19 protein-coding genes are annotated in these 17,767 nt (G+C 60.4%); 15 read left to right on the forward strand and 4 right to left on the reverse strand.

Annotation, left to right across the window (positions count from 1 at the left end):
- Positions 1-132 precede the first annotated feature (132 nt).
- Positions 133-1,578, reverse strand: a complete 1,446-nt coding sequence (locus AACZ55_RS10960; RefSeq protein WP_339646046.1) for an MFS transporter — start codon at positions 1,576-1,578, stop codon at positions 133-135.
- A gap of 154 nt (positions 1,579-1,732) precedes the next feature.
- Here AACZ55_RS10960 and AACZ55_RS10965 point away from each other — a divergent pair, with 154 nt between their 5' ends.
- The 5 genes from AACZ55_RS10965 to AACZ55_RS10985 all read left to right on the forward strand — a co-directional run bounded on the left by AACZ55_RS10965 (position 1,733) and on the right by AACZ55_RS10985 (position 5,664).
- Positions 1,733-2,704 carry a diacylglycerol kinase family protein gene (locus tag AACZ55_RS10965; protein WP_338607193.1) on the forward strand — a complete coding sequence of 324 codons (972 nt, stop codon included), beginning with the start codon at positions 1,733-1,735 and terminating at the stop codon, positions 2,702-2,704.
- Positions 2,704-3,534, forward strand: a complete 831-nt coding sequence (locus AACZ55_RS10970; protein WP_339646048.1) for a metallophosphoesterase — start codon at positions 2,704-2,706, stop codon at positions 3,532-3,534. Before AACZ55_RS10965 ends, AACZ55_RS10970 begins: the two co-directional genes overlap by 1 nt.
- 301 nt (positions 3,535-3,835) lie before the next feature.
- Positions 3,836-4,576, forward strand: coding sequence for a glycosyltransferase family 2 protein (locus AACZ55_RS10975; RefSeq protein WP_338607191.1), 741 nt, complete (start codon positions 3,836-3,838; stop codon positions 4,574-4,576).
- Positions 4,577-4,684: 108 nt separating this feature from the next.
- Positions 4,685-5,098: a VOC family protein gene (locus tag AACZ55_RS10980; RefSeq protein ID WP_338607190.1), complete on the forward strand. Its 414-nt coding sequence runs from the start codon at positions 4,685-4,687 to the stop codon at positions 5,096-5,098.
- An 11-nt stretch (positions 5,099-5,109) separates the two neighbouring features.
- Positions 5,110-5,664, forward strand: a complete 555-nt coding sequence (locus tag AACZ55_RS10985) for a hypothetical protein (RefSeq protein WP_339646050.1) — start codon at positions 5,110-5,112, stop codon at positions 5,662-5,664.
- A gap of 156 nt (positions 5,665-5,820) precedes the next feature.
- Here the strand turns inward: AACZ55_RS10985 and AACZ55_RS10990 are convergent, their stop codons facing one another.
- Positions 5,821-7,194 carry an FAD-containing oxidoreductase gene (locus AACZ55_RS10990; RefSeq protein WP_339646052.1) on the reverse strand — a complete coding sequence of 458 codons (1,374 nt, stop codon included), beginning with the start codon at positions 7,192-7,194 and terminating at the stop codon, positions 5,821-5,823.
- Positions 7,191-7,655 carry a DUF4126 family protein gene (locus AACZ55_RS10995; RefSeq protein ID WP_339646071.1) on the reverse strand — a complete coding sequence of 155 codons (465 nt, stop codon included), beginning with the start codon at positions 7,653-7,655 and terminating at the stop codon, positions 7,191-7,193. Before AACZ55_RS10995 ends, AACZ55_RS10990 begins: the two co-directional genes overlap by 4 nt.
- 257 nt (positions 7,656-7,912) lie before the next feature.
- Here AACZ55_RS10995 and guaB point away from each other — a divergent pair, with 257 nt between their 5' ends.
- The 10 genes from guaB to guaA all read left to right on the forward strand — a co-directional run bounded on the left by guaB (position 7,913) and on the right by guaA (position 17,254).
- Positions 7,913-9,412 (forward strand): IMP dehydrogenase, encoded by a 1,500-nt coding sequence (gene guaB, locus AACZ55_RS11000; RefSeq protein ID WP_338607186.1) that lies wholly within the window; start codon positions 7,913-7,915, stop codon positions 9,410-9,412.
- A 4-nt stretch (positions 9,413-9,416) separates the two neighbouring features.
- On the forward strand, positions 9,417-9,851 hold the full coding sequence (locus tag AACZ55_RS11005; RefSeq protein WP_339646054.1) for an MAPEG family protein: 435 nt from the start codon (positions 9,417-9,419) through the stop codon (positions 9,849-9,851).
- Positions 9,852-9,941: 90 nt separating this feature from the next.
- Positions 9,942-10,220 (forward strand): hypothetical protein, encoded by a 279-nt coding sequence (locus AACZ55_RS11010; RefSeq protein ID WP_339646055.1) that lies wholly within the window; start codon positions 9,942-9,944, stop codon positions 10,218-10,220.
- Positions 10,220-11,509 carry an RsmB/NOP family class I SAM-dependent RNA methyltransferase gene (locus tag AACZ55_RS11015; RefSeq protein ID WP_339646057.1) on the forward strand — a complete coding sequence of 430 codons (1,290 nt, stop codon included), beginning with the start codon at positions 10,220-10,222 and terminating at the stop codon, positions 11,507-11,509. The genes AACZ55_RS11010 and AACZ55_RS11015 overlap by 1 nt, the downstream gene beginning before the upstream one ends.
- Positions 11,510-11,514: 5 nt before the next feature.
- Positions 11,515-11,907 carry a hypothetical protein gene (locus AACZ55_RS11020; protein ID WP_339646059.1) on the forward strand — a complete coding sequence of 131 codons (393 nt, stop codon included), beginning with the start codon at positions 11,515-11,517 and terminating at the stop codon, positions 11,905-11,907.
- A 58-nt stretch (positions 11,908-11,965) separates the two neighbouring features.
- The gene (locus AACZ55_RS11025; RefSeq protein ID WP_339646061.1) at positions 11,966-12,457 is read left to right on the forward strand and encodes a TspO/MBR family protein; all 492 of its coding nucleotides are present in this window, start codon (positions 11,966-11,968) and stop codon (positions 12,455-12,457) included.
- A 112-nt stretch (positions 12,458-12,569) separates the two neighbouring features.
- A complete protein-coding gene (locus AACZ55_RS11030) occupies positions 12,570-13,409 on the forward strand; it encodes a helix-turn-helix domain-containing protein (RefSeq protein ID WP_339646063.1) in 840 nt (279 codons plus the stop codon).
- 86 nt (positions 13,410-13,495) lie between these two features.
- Positions 13,496-14,335, forward strand: coding sequence for a helix-turn-helix domain-containing protein (locus AACZ55_RS11035; protein WP_339646064.1), 840 nt, complete (start codon positions 13,496-13,498; stop codon positions 14,333-14,335).
- Between the two features lie 147 nt (positions 14,336-14,482).
- Positions 14,483-15,283: a hypothetical protein gene (locus tag AACZ55_RS11040; protein ID WP_339646066.1), complete on the forward strand. Its 801-nt coding sequence runs from the start codon at positions 14,483-14,485 to the stop codon at positions 15,281-15,283.
- A gap of 408 nt (positions 15,284-15,691) precedes the next feature.
- On the forward strand, positions 15,692-17,254 hold the full coding sequence (gene guaA / locus AACZ55_RS11045; protein ID WP_339646068.1) for a glutamine-hydrolyzing GMP synthase: 1,563 nt from the start codon (positions 15,692-15,694) through the stop codon (positions 17,252-17,254).
- A gap of 45 nt (positions 17,255-17,299) precedes the next feature.
- Here guaA and msrA read toward each other — a convergent pair whose 3' ends face one another.
- Complete coding sequence (gene msrA, locus AACZ55_RS11050; RefSeq protein ID WP_339646070.1) at positions 17,300-17,767, reverse strand: peptide-methionine (S)-S-oxide reductase MsrA; 468 nt, start codon at positions 17,765-17,767, stop codon at positions 17,300-17,302.

Consider the following 17,767-nt stretch of genomic DNA (forward strand, 5'->3'; position numbering starts at 1 on the left):
CCTGCACTAGAGCGTGTCCAGCAAAAGCATGTCCTCGACGCGATCGGGGATGGAAGCGGTTTTGCGGTTCGGACACGCGACAAAACAAAGGCTTAGAGCCAAGGATTTGATTCAATCAAATCCTGGACGGCTCTAAAAGCGCGGCGAACGGCCCTGGTAGCCTTGCTGTTCCGCCTTTTCCAGCGCCGCCTGACGCTGGGTTGCCGTGCGCTGCCCGGAAATGTCGCTGCCCGCTTCCTTCTCGAGCCGCAGATAGGGCACGATGGCAAGAAGCGATATGGCGGCGATCACGAAAAAGGCCGTGTGAAAATCGTCAACGCCCAGCGGCTGGCCGCGCAGATGGCTCGAAACCTCCAGCACACCGCCGGCTGTGGCGACAGCAAGCGCCGTCGCGATCGGGCGCATGACGGCATGAATGGCGGTTGCCGGCCCGGCCTCGTCCTCGTCGATATCGGCAAAGGCCAGCGCATTCTGGCCGGTAAAATAGAGCGAGCGAACAATGCCCACGACAAAAATCACCACCATCATCACGATGATCGGGGTCTGGGGTACGAAAGTGCCCTTGATGGCCAGGCCCAGGGCAGACAGCACACCGGCTGTCATAAGGGCGGTGCGAAACCCGATGCGCTGATAAATCGGCTTGGCGATGAATTTCATGCACAGGGCGCCGATGGCGCCGACAAACGTGATCATTCCCGATTCGAACGGGGTATAGCCGAAACCGACCTGCAGCATGAGCGGCAGCAGAAAAGGGGTTGCCCCCGCGCCGATCAGAAAAAGCGACGTGCCGGCAATGACCGCCCTGTAGGACGGATGCACGAAAAGCCGTGGGTCAAGCAGCGGATGCTCGATCCGCAGCGCGTATGGCACGTAGATGACGGCCGCGGCGATGCCAACGGCCGTGGAAACCAGAGCAACCCAAAGCGGCAGCACGGGCATCGAAAGCAGGGAGAGCCCGAAAACGATCCCGGAAAAGGCGATGGCCGAAAGAAAGAACCCGGGAAAATCCATGGGCCGTTGGGTGGCGGACTCCACGTGGGGCAGGTATTTGGTGATGAGAATCACACCGGCCAGCCCGATCGGTACGTTGATGATGAAGATCCAGTGCCAGGACAAAAACGTGGTCAGGAACCCGCCGACCGGAGGGCCGAGCGTGGGGCCGATCAGGGCCGGAATGGTCAGCCACGCCATGGCGTTGACCAGATCCTTGCGTTCGGTGGTGCGCAACAGGATGAGGCGGGCAAGCGGGCTCATCATCGCCCCGCCCATGCCTTTGAGGAATCGCGCAATGATGAATTCAGGCAACGATCCGGAAAAGGCGCAGGCGATCGATCCCGCGATAAACACCAAAATTGCCGCACGGAAAACCGTCTTGGCGCCGAACTTGTCGGCCAGCCACGCGCTGATCGGAATGAAGATGGCAAGGGCCACGAAATAGGCGGTAAACGCCAGCTTCAGAGCGACCGGCGTCGTGCCGATATCGGCCGCAATGGCTGGCAGCGAGGTGGCGATGACTGTCGCGTCCATGTTTTCCATAAACAGGGCGACCGCCAGGATGAGCGGGATCAGACGGGACAATAAACCGGACCGAGGCTGGATATTTTTCTTGTTGGCCGCATCATTGCCGCTAAGGCTGAGCGTGACAATGCGTAGAAAGGATAAATTCCACCAGGCGAACCTTTCACCGCTCCCGCGCGTTGACGCAGCGGGTTTCTCCGATCGGGCAGGCACAATGACTCAACGTCGCTTCCATCTCGTCCTCAATGTAAACTCCGGTACCGTTCAGGCGCTGGGGGTGACGTCCGACACGCTTCGGGCGATGTTCGCCGCACACGGGTTGGAGGTCACCATTGACGCCGATCCTCAGACCGAACTGTCCGATCGCATCCGCAACGCGATCGAAAGTGATGCCGATACGATCATTGCCGCCGGAGGTGACGGCACGGTGACGGCCCTTGCCACCGCGATTATTCATTCCGACAAGAACCTGGCCATTCTGCCGCTCGGCACGGCCAACCTGCTGGCGCGCGACCTGGGCATGCCCCTTGATCTGGACGAGGCGATAGAGGCTTTGCGCGATGTGGAACCGCTTGCCATCGACGTTTCGGAAGTCAACGGCACGATTTTCCTGCACAAGGCCGTCATCGGCGTCATTCCCGAGCTCGCTGCCGGTCGGGAATACATCCGGGGGCAGGGCATGGGTGCCAAGATCGGCTTCATGCGCTATTTCTACCGTCGCATTTCGCGGGCCCGTCGGCTGGCGCTGGAGATCGCAACCGGCGACGGCCAGTCCAGAATTGAACGCGTACAGGCCATCGCTGTGGCCACCAACGCCTATGATGAAGGGCTGGGACGGTTTTTCCATCGCGATAAACTCGATACAGGGCTGCTCACCATCTATGTCCTGCGTCACCTCCGGATCGGCGACGTGTTCAGGCTCGCCACCGGCATGCTGGCCGGCCATTGGCGCGACTATGAAGCGCTTGATATATCGACGGCCCGTTCGGTAACCATACGCACCAAAAAGCCAAGGCTTCAGCTGATGATAGACGGAGAAGTGCAATCCATGGAGGCCCCCTTGGAATTCAAGATCTACCCCCGCGCCCTCTCGGTTCTGGCGCCGCTCCGGGCCATCAAGGAAGAGATGGCCGACGAACAGGCCGAAGCAGTCGCGCAGCCAGGAGCCACGGGGCAGCCCGCCTGATGCGACTTGTCCACCTCTCCGACCTGCATTTCGGTCATCACGACGACAGCGTCGTTGCCTCGATGGCCGCTGAAATTGCGGCCCAGAAGCCAGAGCTCATTGTTGTCTCGGGAGATTTCACCCAGATCGGCACAGCCGCAGAGTTTGCCCGCGCTCGCGACTTTCTCGATCGGTTGCCCGCCCCCTTTATCTCGGTCCCCGGCAATCACGATGTCCCCGAGCGCAATCTCATCAAGCGCTTCGTGAACCCATACGGCCACTACCGCCGATATATCGACAACGAACTCGAACCGTTTCTGCATCGCGACGGCGTTGCGCTGGCCGGGCTCAAGACGTCCCGGCGCGCCAATTTTCATTCGCTCAACTGGTCCGATGGTGCGATCAGCAAGACGCAGCTCCAACGTCTTGAGACCCGATTTGCCGAGGTGCCGGCCGACACCGTCAAGATCGTGATCGCCCATCATCCCCTGCTGCACCCCGAAGAGCCCATGGCGCGGCACCAGAACAGGGTGCGCCGCGCCGACAGGGCTCTGAAGGTCTTCTCGCGCATTGGTGTGCGGCTGGTGCTCTCGGGCCATTTTCACATGTCCTATGTTCGCCGCCATGCCCATGCGGGCGAGGTGCGCGCGGCCGTTCCCAGCGGACCGCGCGAAAGCAGCGAAGGCCATATCCTGGTCGCCCAGGCCGCCTCGACGACATCGACCCGGCTGCGGGGAGAACCCAACGCCTACAACCTCATCGATATCGATGGGCAGGAAATCACCATAACGGTGCGCGAGTGGCTGGGAGACGGTTGGACCACGCGCGAGAAGGCGCGGGAAGCCGCTTGAAGCGGACGCTCGATCTGCGCACCGGCGAGCCGGTCTGGCAGACGGGACGCCACGCCCGCTGAAAAAACGAACCGAACGGGTCTCCACGGCCCTCACAGGTCGAATCGATCCCGATGCGGATATTTTCGCGCTCTGAACAGCCCGCGGCAATTGGGCTGGCCCAGGTGCCACACCGGACGTTTTTTGTGCAAATGGGGGCCGTGCTGGCTGCGCATACGCCTTAAAAGAGCTTTTATCGCGTTGACAAGTGGCGGTGTTCCCCGTTTATCGGGCAACTTCGCACCAATTCCCGAGAGGCTTCATGCGGCTCGTTTTTGTAATCCCCGCCTACAATGAAGAGGCAATGATCGGTCAGTGCCTCGACGCGGTGATGGCCGAAATCAAGCGCAGCGGACACCCCGCCGACGTGGTCGTTGTCGACAACGCCTCCACTGACCGGACCGGCGAGATCGCCGCGAGCTATGCCGGTGTGCGGGTCGTCAAGGAAACCAACAAGGGCCTCGTGCATGCCCGTCACGCCGGTTTCGTCGCCTCGGAAGGCTATGACCTGGTCGCCAATATCGACGCCGATACCATGGTCCCGGAAGGCTGGCTGACCACGGTTTTTGACGAATTCGAAGCCCATCCCAAGCTCGTCTGCGTGTCCGGTCCCTATCACTACTACGACCTCAAGCGCAGCCAACTGGCCCTGGTCGAGGTGTTCTACGCCTTCACCTACTGCACTTACATCCTGAGTCGGTTCATCCTGCGCGTCGGATCGGTGATCCACGGCGGCAATTTCGTTTTCCGCCGCGAGGCCTGGGAACAGACCGGTGGCTATGACCGCTCCATCACCTTCTACGGCGAGGACACCGACGTCGCCGTGCGGCTCTCCAAGATCGGTCCGGTCAAATGGACCCACAAGCTGCGCATGAACACATCGGGCCGCAGGATCGAGAAGGAAGGCATCATCCGGACCGGTCTGGTCTATGCCAAGAACTTCTTTTCCATGACGTTTCGCGGCAAGCCGGCGACGGTCGACTATCAGGATATCCGCGAATAGCCCGCGCCTGCGCAAAAAAATCTATACCCCCGTGTCGGGATCGGCGAAGCTGGTCCGTCTTAACCCTGAGGGCGCAGATGCGCTTCGGGAACAATTGAGGACGACACAATGACCAAGATGATTTTCGTGAACCTGCCGGTTCGGGATCTTGCAGCGGCCACAAGCTTTTACGAGGCGATCGGCTGCACCAAAAATGCCGACTTCTCCAGCGATGAAGTCTCTTCGATGATGTGGTCGGATGCGATCACCTTCATGTTGCTCACGCACGACTATTTCTCCACCTTCACGACCAGGCCGATTGCCGACGCCCATGCCGCGGCCGGCGCGTTGATCGCGCTGTCCTGTGACAGCCGTGAGGCGGTCGATGCGATTACCGAAGCGGCCGGCAAGGCGGGCGGCAAAGCCGACATCCGCGAGCCCCAGGACTTGGGCTTCATGTATGGCCGTGCATTCGAAGATCCCGATGGCAATATCTTCGAGCCGGTCTGGATGAACATGGAAGAGGCCTCCGGCGCACAATAGGGAGGTTCGATATGTCCGAGACCACCGAGATAAGCTGTGGGTGCGGCAAAGCTGCACTGACACTGCACCAGGGCCCGTTCATTGCCACGGAATGCCATTGCACAAGCTGCCGCACGGCAGGTGAAGCTCTCGCCGAGCTGCCGCTGGCCCGTCCAATGATCGGCCAGAACGGGGGTACCCATTTTGTCCTCTACCGCAAGGACCGGGTGACGTTTTCAAAAGGGCTGGACGTGCTGGTCGCCTACCGCATCAAGCCGGACTCCCCGACCCGTCGTGTCGTCGCCTCATGCTGCAATACGCCGATTTTCCTGGAATTCCAGAATGGTCACTGGCTTAGTCTCTACGGCAGCCTGTGGCCGGATGGCGCGGTGCCACCAGCCGATTTGCGGACCGTCGTTGCCGATCGCGAGGGTCTGCCTCCGCTCGACGACGCCATTCCCGCAGGCAAGCTCCAGACTGCAAGATTTTACGCCCGGCTGCTCGGAGCCTGGATTGCGATGGGGTTCAAGTCGCCGACCATTGAGCTGTCGCATCCCGACCGGGCGATTTCAGATATTGCTGCATAGCTTGCGGATCAGGGCCGGTGCGGTCGGCAGGGCAGCTAGATTCAGCAAAAGCACGTCCTCGACGCGATCGGGGATGGAAACGGTTTGGCGGTTCGAACACGCGACAAAACAAGGGTTTAGAGCCAAGGATTTGATTCAGGCAAATCCTGAACGGCTCTAAGCCTCCTGCAGTTCCCCTAGAATCGTCGGGATAAGCTCGCTGACCGTCGGGTGAATGTGCATGGTGTTTTTCAGATCGGCATAGGCCATGCCGGACTGGATGGCATCGAGCAGAACATGGATGGCTTCATCGCCTCCGACGCCGAAAATCGCCCCGCCGATGATCCTGTTGCTGTCGGCATCGACGACGACCTTCATGTAGCCGACGCTTTCGCCTTTTTCTTTGGCACGCGCGACACGCGTCATGGGACGCTGGCCGACAAGCACCCGATGGTCGCGTTTTTTGGCCTCGGCAACAGTCAGGCCGGCCCGTCCCAGCGGCGGGTCGGTGTAAAGCGCATAGGCGTCGGTCCGCATTTCGACCGAACGATCCGCTCCTTCGAGATTGTCTGCCACGATCTCGTAATCATTGTAGGCCGTGTGGGTGAAGGCGCCCCGTCCGTTGCAATCGCCCACCGCCCAGATACCCTCGACCGAGGTCTCAAGGCGTTCATTGGTGATGATATAGCCGCGATCATTGGTTGCGATGCCGGTCTTGTCGAGCCCGAGATCGTCGGTGTTGGGCTGGCGCCCGATCGCCACGAGTACATGCGAACCGGTAATTTCCGGGGCACCCGCCGTACAGTTGACCTTGACGACCGGGCCGTCCTCGGACCGCGAGAACGCGATACAATCGGCATTGAGCCTGATGTCGATGCCCTCAGCCGTCAGAATCTCGGCGACGGTCTGCGAGGCGTCTTCATCCTCGCGTTTGAGCAGCCGGTCCCCGCGCTCGACAACGGTCACCTTGCTGCCGAACCGGGCAAACATCTGCGCAAATTCCAGCCCGATATAGCCCCCGCCCACAACCACGAGGTGGCGCGGAACCTCGGCCAATGCGAGAATGGAGCTGTTGGTCAGGATGTCGATATCATCGATTCCCGGATAGTCGGGGATGACCGCCCGCCCGCCGACATTGAGAAAAATGCGCGGTGCCTCCAGCGTGCGCTCGCCGACCGTAATCGTGTGGTCGGCGACAAAGCGGGCATGGCCCTCGATAAGCGTGAGGTTTTCTGTTCCGGTCAGCCAATCGTTCAGCCCCGAGCGGGATGCTTGGACGATCCCGTCCTTGCGGCCCATCACCGCCGCCATATCGATGGAAACGGGGCCTGAAAGCGTCACTCCGTAATCGGCAGCCCGCCGGGCCATGTGGGCGACATAGGCGCTTGCCACCATCGTTTTGGTCGGTGTGCAACCGGTATTGACGCAGGTCCCGCCCAAAAGCTTGCGCTCGATCAGTGCAACCTTCTGGCCCTGGCCGGCCAAACGCGCGGCAAGCGAGGGCCCGGCCTGACCCGCTCCGACGACAATGGCGTCGAACCGCTCCGTCATGCCGCCAGCCACACGACGAGAAGTGCCAGAATCACTGCAATCGCGTCCTCGAGCAGCGCGATCGGCCGGTCATTGCCGCCATTGGTTGCCACGAGGCGCTTGCGGGCTTCATAACCGCCCAGCGTGCCGATGATAGCACCGACGACCCCGGCAATCGCTCCGCCGATCCACATGCCCGATGGCAGCCCCAGCTCGCCGCCGGCCAGAGCGCCCATGACGATCCGGGCGCCGAACTGAACAGGCACCTTGCGGCTCGGGGTCTGCGGCAATTGGTCGGTCACAAGTTCTCCCAGCGCCGCCAGCGTGAAGATCGCAACGGCAAGCGGGTGCCCCAGAAAGGCGAACGGCGTGGCCGAAAGATCGATCCACCCCAGAAAGGCCGCCCAACTCAGCGCGGCAGCAGGCGTCATCGCCCGCAGCCCCGCCACAATACCAAGTACCAGAGAAAAGAGGAAGATCATGTCCATGCCCTCAAATTGAAGTGTCGAGATTAACACTTGTCCCGAGGCGAAGCGAGATAGAACCGCTTCCCCCACTTCCCAAACCCTCCGCTCGGTGTTAATGACCCTCGCCAACCCAAAGCCGGTGCGAGTCTACCTCCCGCATCGGCCAAGCGGACAATGCGGACGGGACGGATCGGTCATAAAGCCGACGACGCGTCACGCTAAACCATCGACATTCATCCGTTCTACGATGAAGGGCACGAAAGGGGCTGGCCTTGGCGAAGATTATTTCCTCCATCACTGGTGATTCCGCACTGACATTTGACGACGTGCTGCTCCAGCCCGCCCGTTCGGACGTGCTGCCCACAGACGTCGACATCAGGAGCTATGTCACAAAGGACATAGCGCTCAATCTGCCGATCCTCTCCTCGGCCATGGATACGGTCACCGAGGCCAATATGGCCATTGCCATGGCACAGGCCGGTGGCATGGGCGTCATCCATCGCAACCTCACACCCGAGCAGCAGGCCGAACAGGTCAAGCAGGTCAAGCATTTCGAATCCGGCATGGTGGTCAATCCCATTACCATCGGCCCCGATGCGACTCTGGCCGATGCCTATGCACTCATGGACCGCTACAAGATTTCCGGCATCCCCGTGGTCGCCAATGGCGGCACCGGCGGGCGCAACAACGGCAAGCTGGTGGGTATCCTCACCAACCGCGACGTGCGCTTCGCCTCAAACGACCGCCACAAGATCTCCGATCTCATGACCCGCGATCAGCTCATCACGGTGCGCGAGGGCGTAAGTCAGGAAGAAGCCAAGCGGCTTCTCCATCAGCACCGCATCGAAAAGCTGCTGGTTGTCGACGAGCACAACAACTGCATCGGGTTGATCACCGTCAAGGATATGGAAAAGGCCCAGCTTCACCCCTCCGCAATCAAGGACGCCCACGGCCGGCTCCGGGTTGCCGCAGCCTCGACCACGGGCGATCAGGGGTTCGAGCGCTCCATGGCGCTGATCGATGCTGGCGTCGATCTTCTGGTCATCGATACCGCCCACGGCCATTCGGTCCGCGTCGCCGAGGCCGTCGAACGCGTCAAGCGCCAATCCAATTCCACCCGCATCGTCGCCGGCAATGTCGCCACGGCCGAGGCCACCAAAGCCCTGATCGATGCCGGCGCGGATTCGATCAAGGTCGGCATCGGCCCCGGCTCGATCTGCACCACCCGCATCGTAGCCGGTGTGGGCGTGCCCCAGCTTGCCGCGGTCATGGGCTGTGCCGAAGAGGCCGACAAGCAGGGCGTTCCGGTCATCGCCGATGGCGGCATCAAGTTTTCGGGCGATCTGGCCAAGGCGCTGGCCGGTGGCGCATCGGTTGCCATGGTCGGCTCGCTCCTTGCCGGCACCGACGAAAGCCCCGGCGAAGTCTATCTCTACCAGGGGCGCTCTTATAAATCCTATCGCGGCATGGGCTCGGTCGGCGCCATGGCGCGTGGTTCGGCCGATCGCTATTTCCAGCAGGAAGTCAGCGATCAGATGAAGCTGGTGCCCGAAGGGATCGAAGGCGCCGTGCCCTACAAGGGCCAGGCCGGTGCCGTCTTGCATCAGCTTGCCGGCGGCTTGCGCGCCGCCATGGGCTATACCGGCTCGAAAGATCTCGAAACGTTCCGGCGCGAAGCGACGTTCGTCAAGATAAGCTCCGCAGCACTGGGCGAAAGCCACGTCCATGACGTGACGATCACCCGCGAGAGCCCCAACTATCGCGGAAAGTAGCCCCATGAGTCTGGCCATCCTGCTGATCCTGCTTGCGCTGTGGACGCAGGGTGCGCTGACGATATTCTTGTTGTTCATCCTCGGCCGGCGGCGGCTGCCGCTGGTCGCGGACAAAAAGATCGCCGTGCGTGACATCGCGCTCGACACCAGCCCCTGGCCCGAAGATGCCCAGAAGGCGTCCAATGCCTTCAATAACCAGTTCCAGCTTCCGGTGCTGTTTGCCATCGGCATCGCGATCACGCTCTATCTTGGCGCGGGCTGGCCTGAAGTGGTCTTGGCCTGGGCGTTCGTTGCCAGCCGGATCGTCCATGCGACGATCCATGTCACCTCCAACCATGTCTATCGGCGATTTTCCGCCTATGTCGTGGGGTTCTGTATTCTCATTGCACTTTGGATTGCGATCCTTGTGCGTCTCGTCCTCGCATTTCAAACGGTCTGACCTATGGCTCTGGCAACGCGTATCGATACTATTTTCGTTCCGGCTCTGGATACCGACAGTGCTGCCAAATGGTATGCGCGCATGTTTTCAATGACCGAGATTTTCCGCTCGGGCGGTTACATCGGCTTGCGGTTTGACGAGGGGGAAGCAAAGGCAACCGCTTTGACGCTGATTCCGGTCGATACGATCAGCAATCCTTATGTCGCCTTCAATCTCTTCAGCCCTGATCCTGAGGCGCTCCGAAACGCACTGATCGCGGATGGCAGGGAAGTCACCGAGATTCATCAACAGCCGTCAATGCGGTGGTTCGACTTCGTTGATATCTCCGGTGTTCGCGTCAATGTCTGTTCGTTTGGCGAGGCCAACTGATGCGTCTTCCCGGACGAATGGCCGCCGCCATCGAAGTGCTCGCCGATATGGAAGCGCGCAAGCGGCCCGCTTCCGAAGCCCTCAAGGGCTGGGCGCTCGACCACCGTTTTGCCGGGGCGGGCGATCGCGCCGCCATTGGCAACCTGGTTTACGATGCGCTGCGCAAGCGGGCCAGCCATGCCTGGCGCATGGGTGAGGATACCCCGCGTGCGCTGATCCTTTCGGTTGCGGTCAACGACTGGAATCAGGACATTAACGTCCTCAATCAGGACTTCAGCGCTGACAAGTTCGCGCCGGAATCGATTTCCGAGGCCGAGGCGCTAAAGCTTTCATCCGATTCAGCTTTTGCCGATGCGCCCGATCACATCAAAGCCGATGTGCCCGAGTGGCTGGCCGAGCCGCTCGCCCGTAATTTTGGCAGCGATTGGGCCGAACAGGGCAGGGGCATGACCACCCGCCCACCGCTCGACATGCGCGTCAACCGGCTCAAATCCGAGCGCACCCGGGTGGAAAAATCCCTGTCCCGCTTCGCCCCTCAACCCACCGCCATTGCGCCCGACGGACTGCGTCTGCCCTCCGGTCCCAACGATGCGCGCACTGCCAACGTTCAGGCCGACGAGGGCTATCAGAAGGGCTGGTTCGAAATTCAGGACGAAGGCAGCCAGGTCGTGACATTGCTGGCCGGCGCCAGGATGGGCGAGCAGGTGCTCGATCTTTGCGCCGGGGCAGGCGGCAAAACGCTCGCTCTTGCCGCCGCCATGGGCAACACCGGGCAGATCTTTGCCTATGATGCCCAGCGCACACGGCTCGCCCCGATTCATGAGCGCCTAAAGCGCAATGGCGTGCGCAACGCGCAGGTGCGTAATCCCGATCCGGGAGCGCTGGACGATCTGGTGGGCAAGATGGATCGCGTGGTCATCGATGCCCCCTGTACGGGCACGGGGACGTGGCGGCGTCGGCCTGACACCAAGTGGAAGCTCACGCCGGCCCAACTCGAAGCGCGCATGGTCGATCAGGTCCAGGTGCTCGATGAGGCCGTGCGCTTTCTCAAACCGGGTGGCGAACTCGTTTACATAACCTGTTCGATCCTGCCGCAGGAAAACGACGATCAGATTGCAGCATTTCTCGCGCGCCACGACGGTTTCGCCCCGGTTCCGCTCTCCGAACGCTGGGACACGCTTTTCCCCGATGCGCCGAAACTTTTGAGCACGAACCCAAACACGGTTACACTCACCCCTGCCGCGACCGACACCGACGGCTTTTTCTGCGCGGTGCTCAAGAGGGGGTAGGGGCCATGGCAAGCCGGTGGATCGTGATTGTCTTCGGGTCTGTCCTGCTGCTCGCCGCCTTGGCCATAGTTGGCATTGCTGCCCTGTTCCTGGTCTCGGGATCGGCTGACGACATCCGCTACGATTTCGTGTCGCCCTCCGGCCAGGTCGATCTCTATCTGATCGAGACCTGCGAACGCGGAGGCTGCACCCATCAGGCCATTATCGAGATGCCGGGGCTGCAGGGTGAGCCGATCCAGATACGCTGCGGTCTCGATATCGAGGCCACCGAGCCAACCTTCGGATCGCTCGATGTGAACTGGACCTCCGACGAGCGCGGCGTCCTGATCTCCTTTGCCGGTGCAGACGGCACGGAGCAGTCGATTTCCATGGATCTCGACCGAGATTGCAATCTCTGAACGGCGTAAAATTCCGTCCGGGTGAAACTAAATCGGATTGGGCCCCGTTTATGCAGGCATGACACATGCAGCAACATCGATCGACGTCAAAAAACCGCGTGCGCTCATTGCGTTGGCGGCCTTTCTTGTCGTCGTCATCGGCGTGGGAGCCCTCATCGGAACCCAGACCGCTCCGGGCGCCTGGTATGCAGGGCTGGAAAAGCCCGTCTTCAATCCGCCTAATTGGGTATTTGGCCCGGTCTGGTTCGCGCTTTACGTCATGATCGCCATAGCTGGATGGCGCACATTTCTCGCTGCACCACTGAGTGTCGGCATGGGCCTGTGGGTTGGCCAGATGCTCCTGAACTGGGTGTGGTCGCCCGCGTTTTTCGCGGCCGAAAACCTGTGGCTGGCCATGGCGATTATAATACCGATGCTCGCCGCGATCATCGCCTTTATCGTTAACAGATGGACCCGAGATAGGGCTTCGGCGCTCCTTTTCGTGCCTTATGCCGCGTGGGTCGGTTTTGCAACTTTATTGAACGCTTCGCTCATCGTGCTGAATACGTAAGTACTATTCCTGCGCGTATGATTTATACAAAGTAAAATTCAATATAAAATTTGAATAAAACTGCCCCACCGAACTTATCAATAGTCAAATTTGATAGCGGCATCCTTTCGGGATGTTGCCAGGAACCCAAACACAATTTCTAGTTGAGAAGGCTGTCAGGTCCATAGAGTCTGGCATCGAGGACGGCGCGGTCGATTATGTTCGCGCCATCGCGCACCAACTCAACATTTCGCACCATCACCTCCATCGCACGTTTGCGGCGGCGGTCGGCGAACCTCCCGGTGCTTACCGGAGGCGCATAAGCATGCATGCTGTCGCCCTCCGGCTGCAATGGTCCCACGAGCCGATCGGTCGCATCGGCTATGCTGTGGGCTATGCAAGCCAGGCAGCCCTGACCCGGGTGTTTGAAAGGTTTTTCGGCATACTTCCGGGCCGCTACAGAACATCTTACGGCAGGGAGCGTCTTGCGGTGCCCCCGGTCCAGAGCGGCCAGTTCATTCGTGTCGATGATGGTGTACCCCTGTTGCTGCTCGCCAAGCGTTATCGAGGCCATGCTGAACATATCGATAGTTTTTGGGATGATTTTCTCACCCGTTTCCGCGCGGTGATCGACCGGCACTCCAGGCCATTGCGCCGGGTGGGATTGATCTACAACGATTGGCGGGCCGATCCCGACAACCGTGTTCGATATGATTGCTGCGTGGTTGTCAGCGACGTGGAGGCCATGGATATGCGAAATCCGCCGGCCGGACTGCATCTCGTGCTCAGCCGGGAGCGCGAATACGCCGGATATCGCTTCGAGGCGGGAGCCTACGACCGCCGGCAGGCCTATATCGATGTCGGCGACAATCTGTTTTACCGCCGCTCCCTCGCGGTCACCGAAGACCCCGCAATCGAGCTTTACGACGAAGCCGGATCCGGAAAAACGACGCTGCTCTATGCAGTTGAGTAGTGAATCTCACATTAACGTGGGTTAAAAATAGCGCCCCATATCAACTGCGGACAAACGCCCTGCTCAAGGTTGAGCATCTTTGGCGTATGTTGCAGGGAATCGAAACACAATTTCTGGTCGAGAAGGCCGTCAGGTCGATAGAATCGGGCATCGATGACGGCGCTGTCGAATACATCCGCGCCATAGCGCGCCAACTCGATATTTCTCACCATCACCTTCACCGCACATTCGCCATCGCCGTGGGAGAGCCTCCCGGTGCGTATCGGCGGCGGGTGAGTATGCATGCGGCGGCTCTGCGGCTGCAATGGTCGCGCGAACCGATCGGCCGTATCGGATATGCCGTGGGCTATGCGAGCCAGGCCGCGTTCACGCGCGTGTTCGACCGGTTTTTCGGGATTCTTCCAGGGCGCTACAGGGCCGCTTACGGGCGCGAGCGGACGGCGGTTGCCCCGATCAAACACGCTCAATTCGTCCAGGTGGACGACGGCATGCCGCTCCTGCTTCTGGCCACGCGCTATCGGGGCTATTCAGAGGACATCGATGGCTTCTGGGACGATTTCCTGATGCGGTTCGGTGATGTCATCGCCCGCTACTCCGATCCTCTGCAGCGGGTAGGGCTGATCTACAATGACTGGCGCGCCGATCCGGACGGTCTCGTGCGCTACGATTGCTGTGTGGTCGTCAATCGCGTCGATGCCGTCGATATGCGCGAAGCGCCCGATGGATTGCACCTCATTCTCAGCCGTGAGCGCGAATATGCCGGATACCGCTTTCCCGCCCAATCATACGATCGCCGCCAAAGCTATGTCGATGTCGGCGACAGCCTGTTTTACCGGCGATCCATGGCAGTAACCGAAGATCCCGCCATTGAGCTGTTCGACACGGCCGGAAACGGAGAAACAACGCTACTATATGCAGTTGAGTAGGGTAAACCTCACGTTAAAATCAGGTAAAAATTGCCACCCATATCAACTACGAGCAAACGTCGTCCTCAACGTTGAGCAATACTGGATTCGTTCAGTTTTTAAAGCTCGGCCCAATGAACTGCTGTCGGGCGTATATGGAGGCAAGATATGCGTAAATTTCTTACTGGAGTCTCAATTTCCCTCGTAATGACTTTGGCAATGGCGCCCAGCGTCCAGGCCGGATCGTTGCTGGGGATCATTGGAGACAAGGACAGCGAGTCTCTCATTACGATTGGCCGAGGCGAATCCGGTGACAACGGGCTTGTCAATGTTGGTGTTGGTGGTGGTGACGGCAATGTCCTCGACGCCAATGTCGGCGGCGAGGAGCGGGATCTGGTGAACGCCAACGTCAGCGCCGGCAATGGCCGTGGACTCGACGTTGATGCCGGTCTCCTCGATGACAATGTGACTGCCAATGTCGGCGTCGGCGGCGACGACATCCTCGACGTTGATGTCGGTATCGGCGGCAATGGTGGCAACGGCGGTAATGGTGGAAACGGCGGCAACGGCGGCAATGGTGGAAACGGCGGCAATGGTGGCAACGGCGGAAACGGCGGTGTCAACGGCGGCGGTAACAACAACAACAACAACAACGGCAGCCGCTTCGCCACCAATGACCCCAGCTGCATGGGCGTCGATCCCTACACCCTGATCCAGATGTTCGAGCAATCGACCCTGTCGGGTTGGGACAACGCCAGCAACATCCAGATTCAGGCGCTGCGGGTCTGCCCCGATATCCGCGAATTTGTTGCCGATTACTTTGAGAACAGCGGCAAGTATCAGCAATTGCAGGGGCTTGTGCGGTCCGATCCGCTCGTCGCAGCTTCTCTGAGCCGGTCGAACTACGACGCGGGCCGCGTGCTTGGCGTCACCCGCCAGTCCTCAAGCCTGACGGTCTTCGTCTTCTAAGCGGCTGTAGCGATCAAAAGGCCACTCGTTGACGAGAGAATCCGCGCATTTCCCCCAATGCGCGGATTTTCATTGTCCGGGATTCGGTTCGCCAGCCCGAAGCGGCGCACAAATAAACCACCCCGGATGCGAGGGACATCCGGGGTGGCTGCAAAAGGCCTGAGGGCATGGGACCGCAACTGGCCTTTTGACCGGGATTGCGCGGAGTGGGACGCTTTGGGGGACCGCGCAGAACCCGTTTTCTCTCGGCGTTCCGGCCCGTTTGCCGTGTGCCGCCGCTTGCCCTATCAACGCCAAAACCGGCAGTGAGTTGCAAAAGGGGTTGCATTATTTGCATCCATCGGGATTGTCGCGTTTCAGGTCGCTCTCCCCATTGCCTGAACGCTCGATTCCAATTAAAGGCTCGCCATGCAGAACGACGCGCCCACCGATACCATCCTCATCGTCGATTTCGGTTCCCAGGTCACCCAGCTCATTGCCCGCCGGGTGCGCGAAACCGGGGTCTATTGCGAAATCCACCCCTTCAGCTCCGCCGCTGACACGCTCGAAGCGCTCAAACCCAAGGGAATCATCCTCTCGGGTGGTCCGGCCAGTGTGATCGAGGACGGCGCACCCCAGGTCGATCGAAAGCTGCTCGATTACGGCGTGCCCATTCTTGGCATCTGCTACGGCCAGCAGGCCCTTTGCGTGGCGCTGGGCGGGGTCGTGGAGCCCGGCTATGTCCGCGAATTCGGACGCGCCGAAGTGCGCATCGAAAAGGACTGTTCGCTTTATGATGGCGTCTGGGAACTCGACCATTCCTATCAGGTGTGGATGAGCCACGGCGACAAGGTTTCCGAAATCCCTGAGGGTTTCGAGGTGGTTGGCACTTCGCCCGGCGCTCCATTTGCCATTATCGCCAATGAGGAGTGCAAATTCTTCGGCGTCCAGTTCCACCCCGAGGTCTATCACACGCCCGATGGCGCCAGGCTGTACGCCAACTTCGTACACCAGATTTGCGGCTGCGATGCCAACTGGACCATGGCCGCCTATCGCGAACAGGCCGTGGCCGCCATCCGCGAACAGGTGGGCGACAAGAAGGTCATTTGCGGGCTGTCGGGCGGCGTTGACTCATCGGTGGCCGCCATCCTGATCCACGAGGCCATCGGCAACCAGTTGACCTGCATTTTCGTCGACCACGGTCTGCTGCGCAAGAACGAGGCCGACGAAGTGGTCTCGATGTTCAGGCATCAGTACAACATTCCGCTCGTCCACGTTGATGCCTCTGATGAATTCATCGGCGAGCTTGAAGGCGTCATCGAGCCCGAGGCCAAGCGCAAGATCATTGGCCGCTTGTTCATCGAGACGTTCGAAAAGGAAGCCGCCAAGATCGGCGGCGTCGAATTTCTCGCCCAGGGCACGCTCTATCCCGACGTCATCGAATCCGTCTCGTTCACCGGTGGTCCCTCGGTCACAATCAAGAGCCATCACAATGTCGGTGGGCTGCCCGAGCGCATGAACATGAAGCTCGTCGAACCGCTCCGTGAACTGTTCAAGGACGAAGTGCGCAAGTTGGGCCGCGAACTGGGCCTGCCCGAACATTTCGTTGGCCGCCATCCATTCCCCGGGCCGGGCCTTGCCATCCGCCTTCCGGGCGGCGTGAGCCGCGAAAAACTCGACATCCTACGCCAGGCCGATGCCATCTATCTTGATGAAATCCGCAAGGCCGGGCTCTACGACACCATCTGGCAGGCCTTCGCCGTGCTGCTGCCGGTCCAGACCGTTGGCGTCATGGGCGACGGCCGCACCTATGAAAGCGTCTGCGCCCTGCGCGCCGTCACATCGGTGGACGGTATGACCGCCGATTTCTACGCTTTCGACATGAATTTCCTCGGCCGCGCCGCGACCCGGATCATCAACGAGGTCAAGGGCATCAACCGCGTCGTCTACGACGTGACCTCAAAGCCCCCGGGCACCATCGAGTGGGAATAAAAAAACGGCGACCGGACCCCATCGGTCCGGCCGCCGAATTGTTGCCTATTGCGCGGCGGCGCGCTTGGGCAAGACCCAGTTGGGCCGCGGGAAATGGCACGTATAGCCATTCGGATTGCGCTCCAGATAATCCTGGTGCTCGGGCTCGGCCTCCCAGAAATCGCCCGCGGGCTCGACCTCTGTTACCGCCTTGCCCGGCCACAGTCCGGAAGCATCGACATCGGCGATTGTGTCCAGCGCGGTCTGCTTCTGGGCTTCACTCGTAAAATAGATCGCTGAGCGATAGCTGGTTCCCAGATCATTACCCTGCCGGTTCTTGGTGGAGGGGTCGTGAATCTGGAAGAAGAATTCCAGCAGTTCGCGATAGCTGATCCGGCTCGGGTCGAACGTGATATCGATGGCCTCGGCATGGGTGCCGTGGTTGCGATAGGTCGCGTTGGGCACGTCGCCGCCGGAATAGCCGCAGCGCGTCGAGATGATGTCCTCCTGGGTGAGCGGTTTGTCGAGCGTCAG

This window comes from uncultured Pelagibacterium sp., assembly GCF_963972885.1.
GTDB lineage: Bacteria > Pseudomonadota > Alphaproteobacteria > Rhizobiales > Devosiaceae > Pelagibacterium > Pelagibacterium nitratireducens.

Bases quoted from the DNA above. Each gene is read 5' to 3' on its own strand.
- AACZ55_RS10965 (WP_338607193.1), top strand. From the start codon at position 1,733: ATGACTCAACGTCGCTTCCATCTCGTCCTCAATGTAAACTCCGGTACC.
- AACZ55_RS10970 (WP_339646048.1), top strand. From the start codon at position 2,704: ATGCGACTTGTCCACCTCTCCGACCTGCATTTCGGTCATCACGACGAC.
- AACZ55_RS10975 (WP_338607191.1), top strand. From the start codon at position 3,836: ATGCGGCTCGTTTTTGTAATCCCCGCCTACAATGAAGAGGCAATGATC.
- AACZ55_RS10980 (WP_338607190.1), top strand. From the start codon at position 4,685: ATGACCAAGATGATTTTCGTGAACCTGCCGGTTCGGGATCTTGCAGCG.
- AACZ55_RS10985 (WP_339646050.1), top strand. From the start codon at position 5,110: ATGTCCGAGACCACCGAGATAAGCTGTGGGTGCGGCAAAGCTGCACTG.
- AACZ55_RS10990 (WP_339646052.1), bottom strand. From the start codon at position 7,194: ATGACGGAGCGGTTCGACGCCATTGTCGTCGGAGCGGGTCAGGCCGGG.
- AACZ55_RS10995 (WP_339646071.1), bottom strand. From the start codon at position 7,655: ATGATCTTCCTCTTTTCTCTGGTACTTGGTATTGTGGCGGGGCTGCGG.
- AACZ55_RS11005 (WP_339646054.1), top strand. From the start codon at position 9,417: ATGAGTCTGGCCATCCTGCTGATCCTGCTTGCGCTGTGGACGCAGGGT.
- AACZ55_RS11010 (WP_339646055.1), top strand. From the start codon at position 9,942: ATGACCGAGATTTTCCGCTCGGGCGGTTACATCGGCTTGCGGTTTGAC.
- AACZ55_RS11015 (WP_339646057.1), top strand. From the start codon at position 10,220: ATGCGTCTTCCCGGACGAATGGCCGCCGCCATCGAAGTGCTCGCCGAT.
- AACZ55_RS11020 (WP_339646059.1), top strand. From the start codon at position 11,515: ATGGCAAGCCGGTGGATCGTGATTGTCTTCGGGTCTGTCCTGCTGCTC.
- AACZ55_RS11025 (WP_339646061.1), top strand. From the start codon at position 11,966: ATGACACATGCAGCAACATCGATCGACGTCAAAAAACCGCGTGCGCTC.
- AACZ55_RS11030 (WP_339646063.1), top strand. From the start codon at position 12,570: ATGTTGCCAGGAACCCAAACACAATTTCTAGTTGAGAAGGCTGTCAGG.
- AACZ55_RS11035 (WP_339646064.1), top strand. From the start codon at position 13,496: ATGTTGCAGGGAATCGAAACACAATTTCTGGTCGAGAAGGCCGTCAGG.
- AACZ55_RS11040 (WP_339646066.1), top strand. From the start codon at position 14,483: ATGCGTAAATTTCTTACTGGAGTCTCAATTTCCCTCGTAATGACTTTG.
- guaA (WP_339646068.1), top strand. From the start codon at position 15,692: ATGCAGAACGACGCGCCCACCGATACCATCCTCATCGTCGATTTCGGT.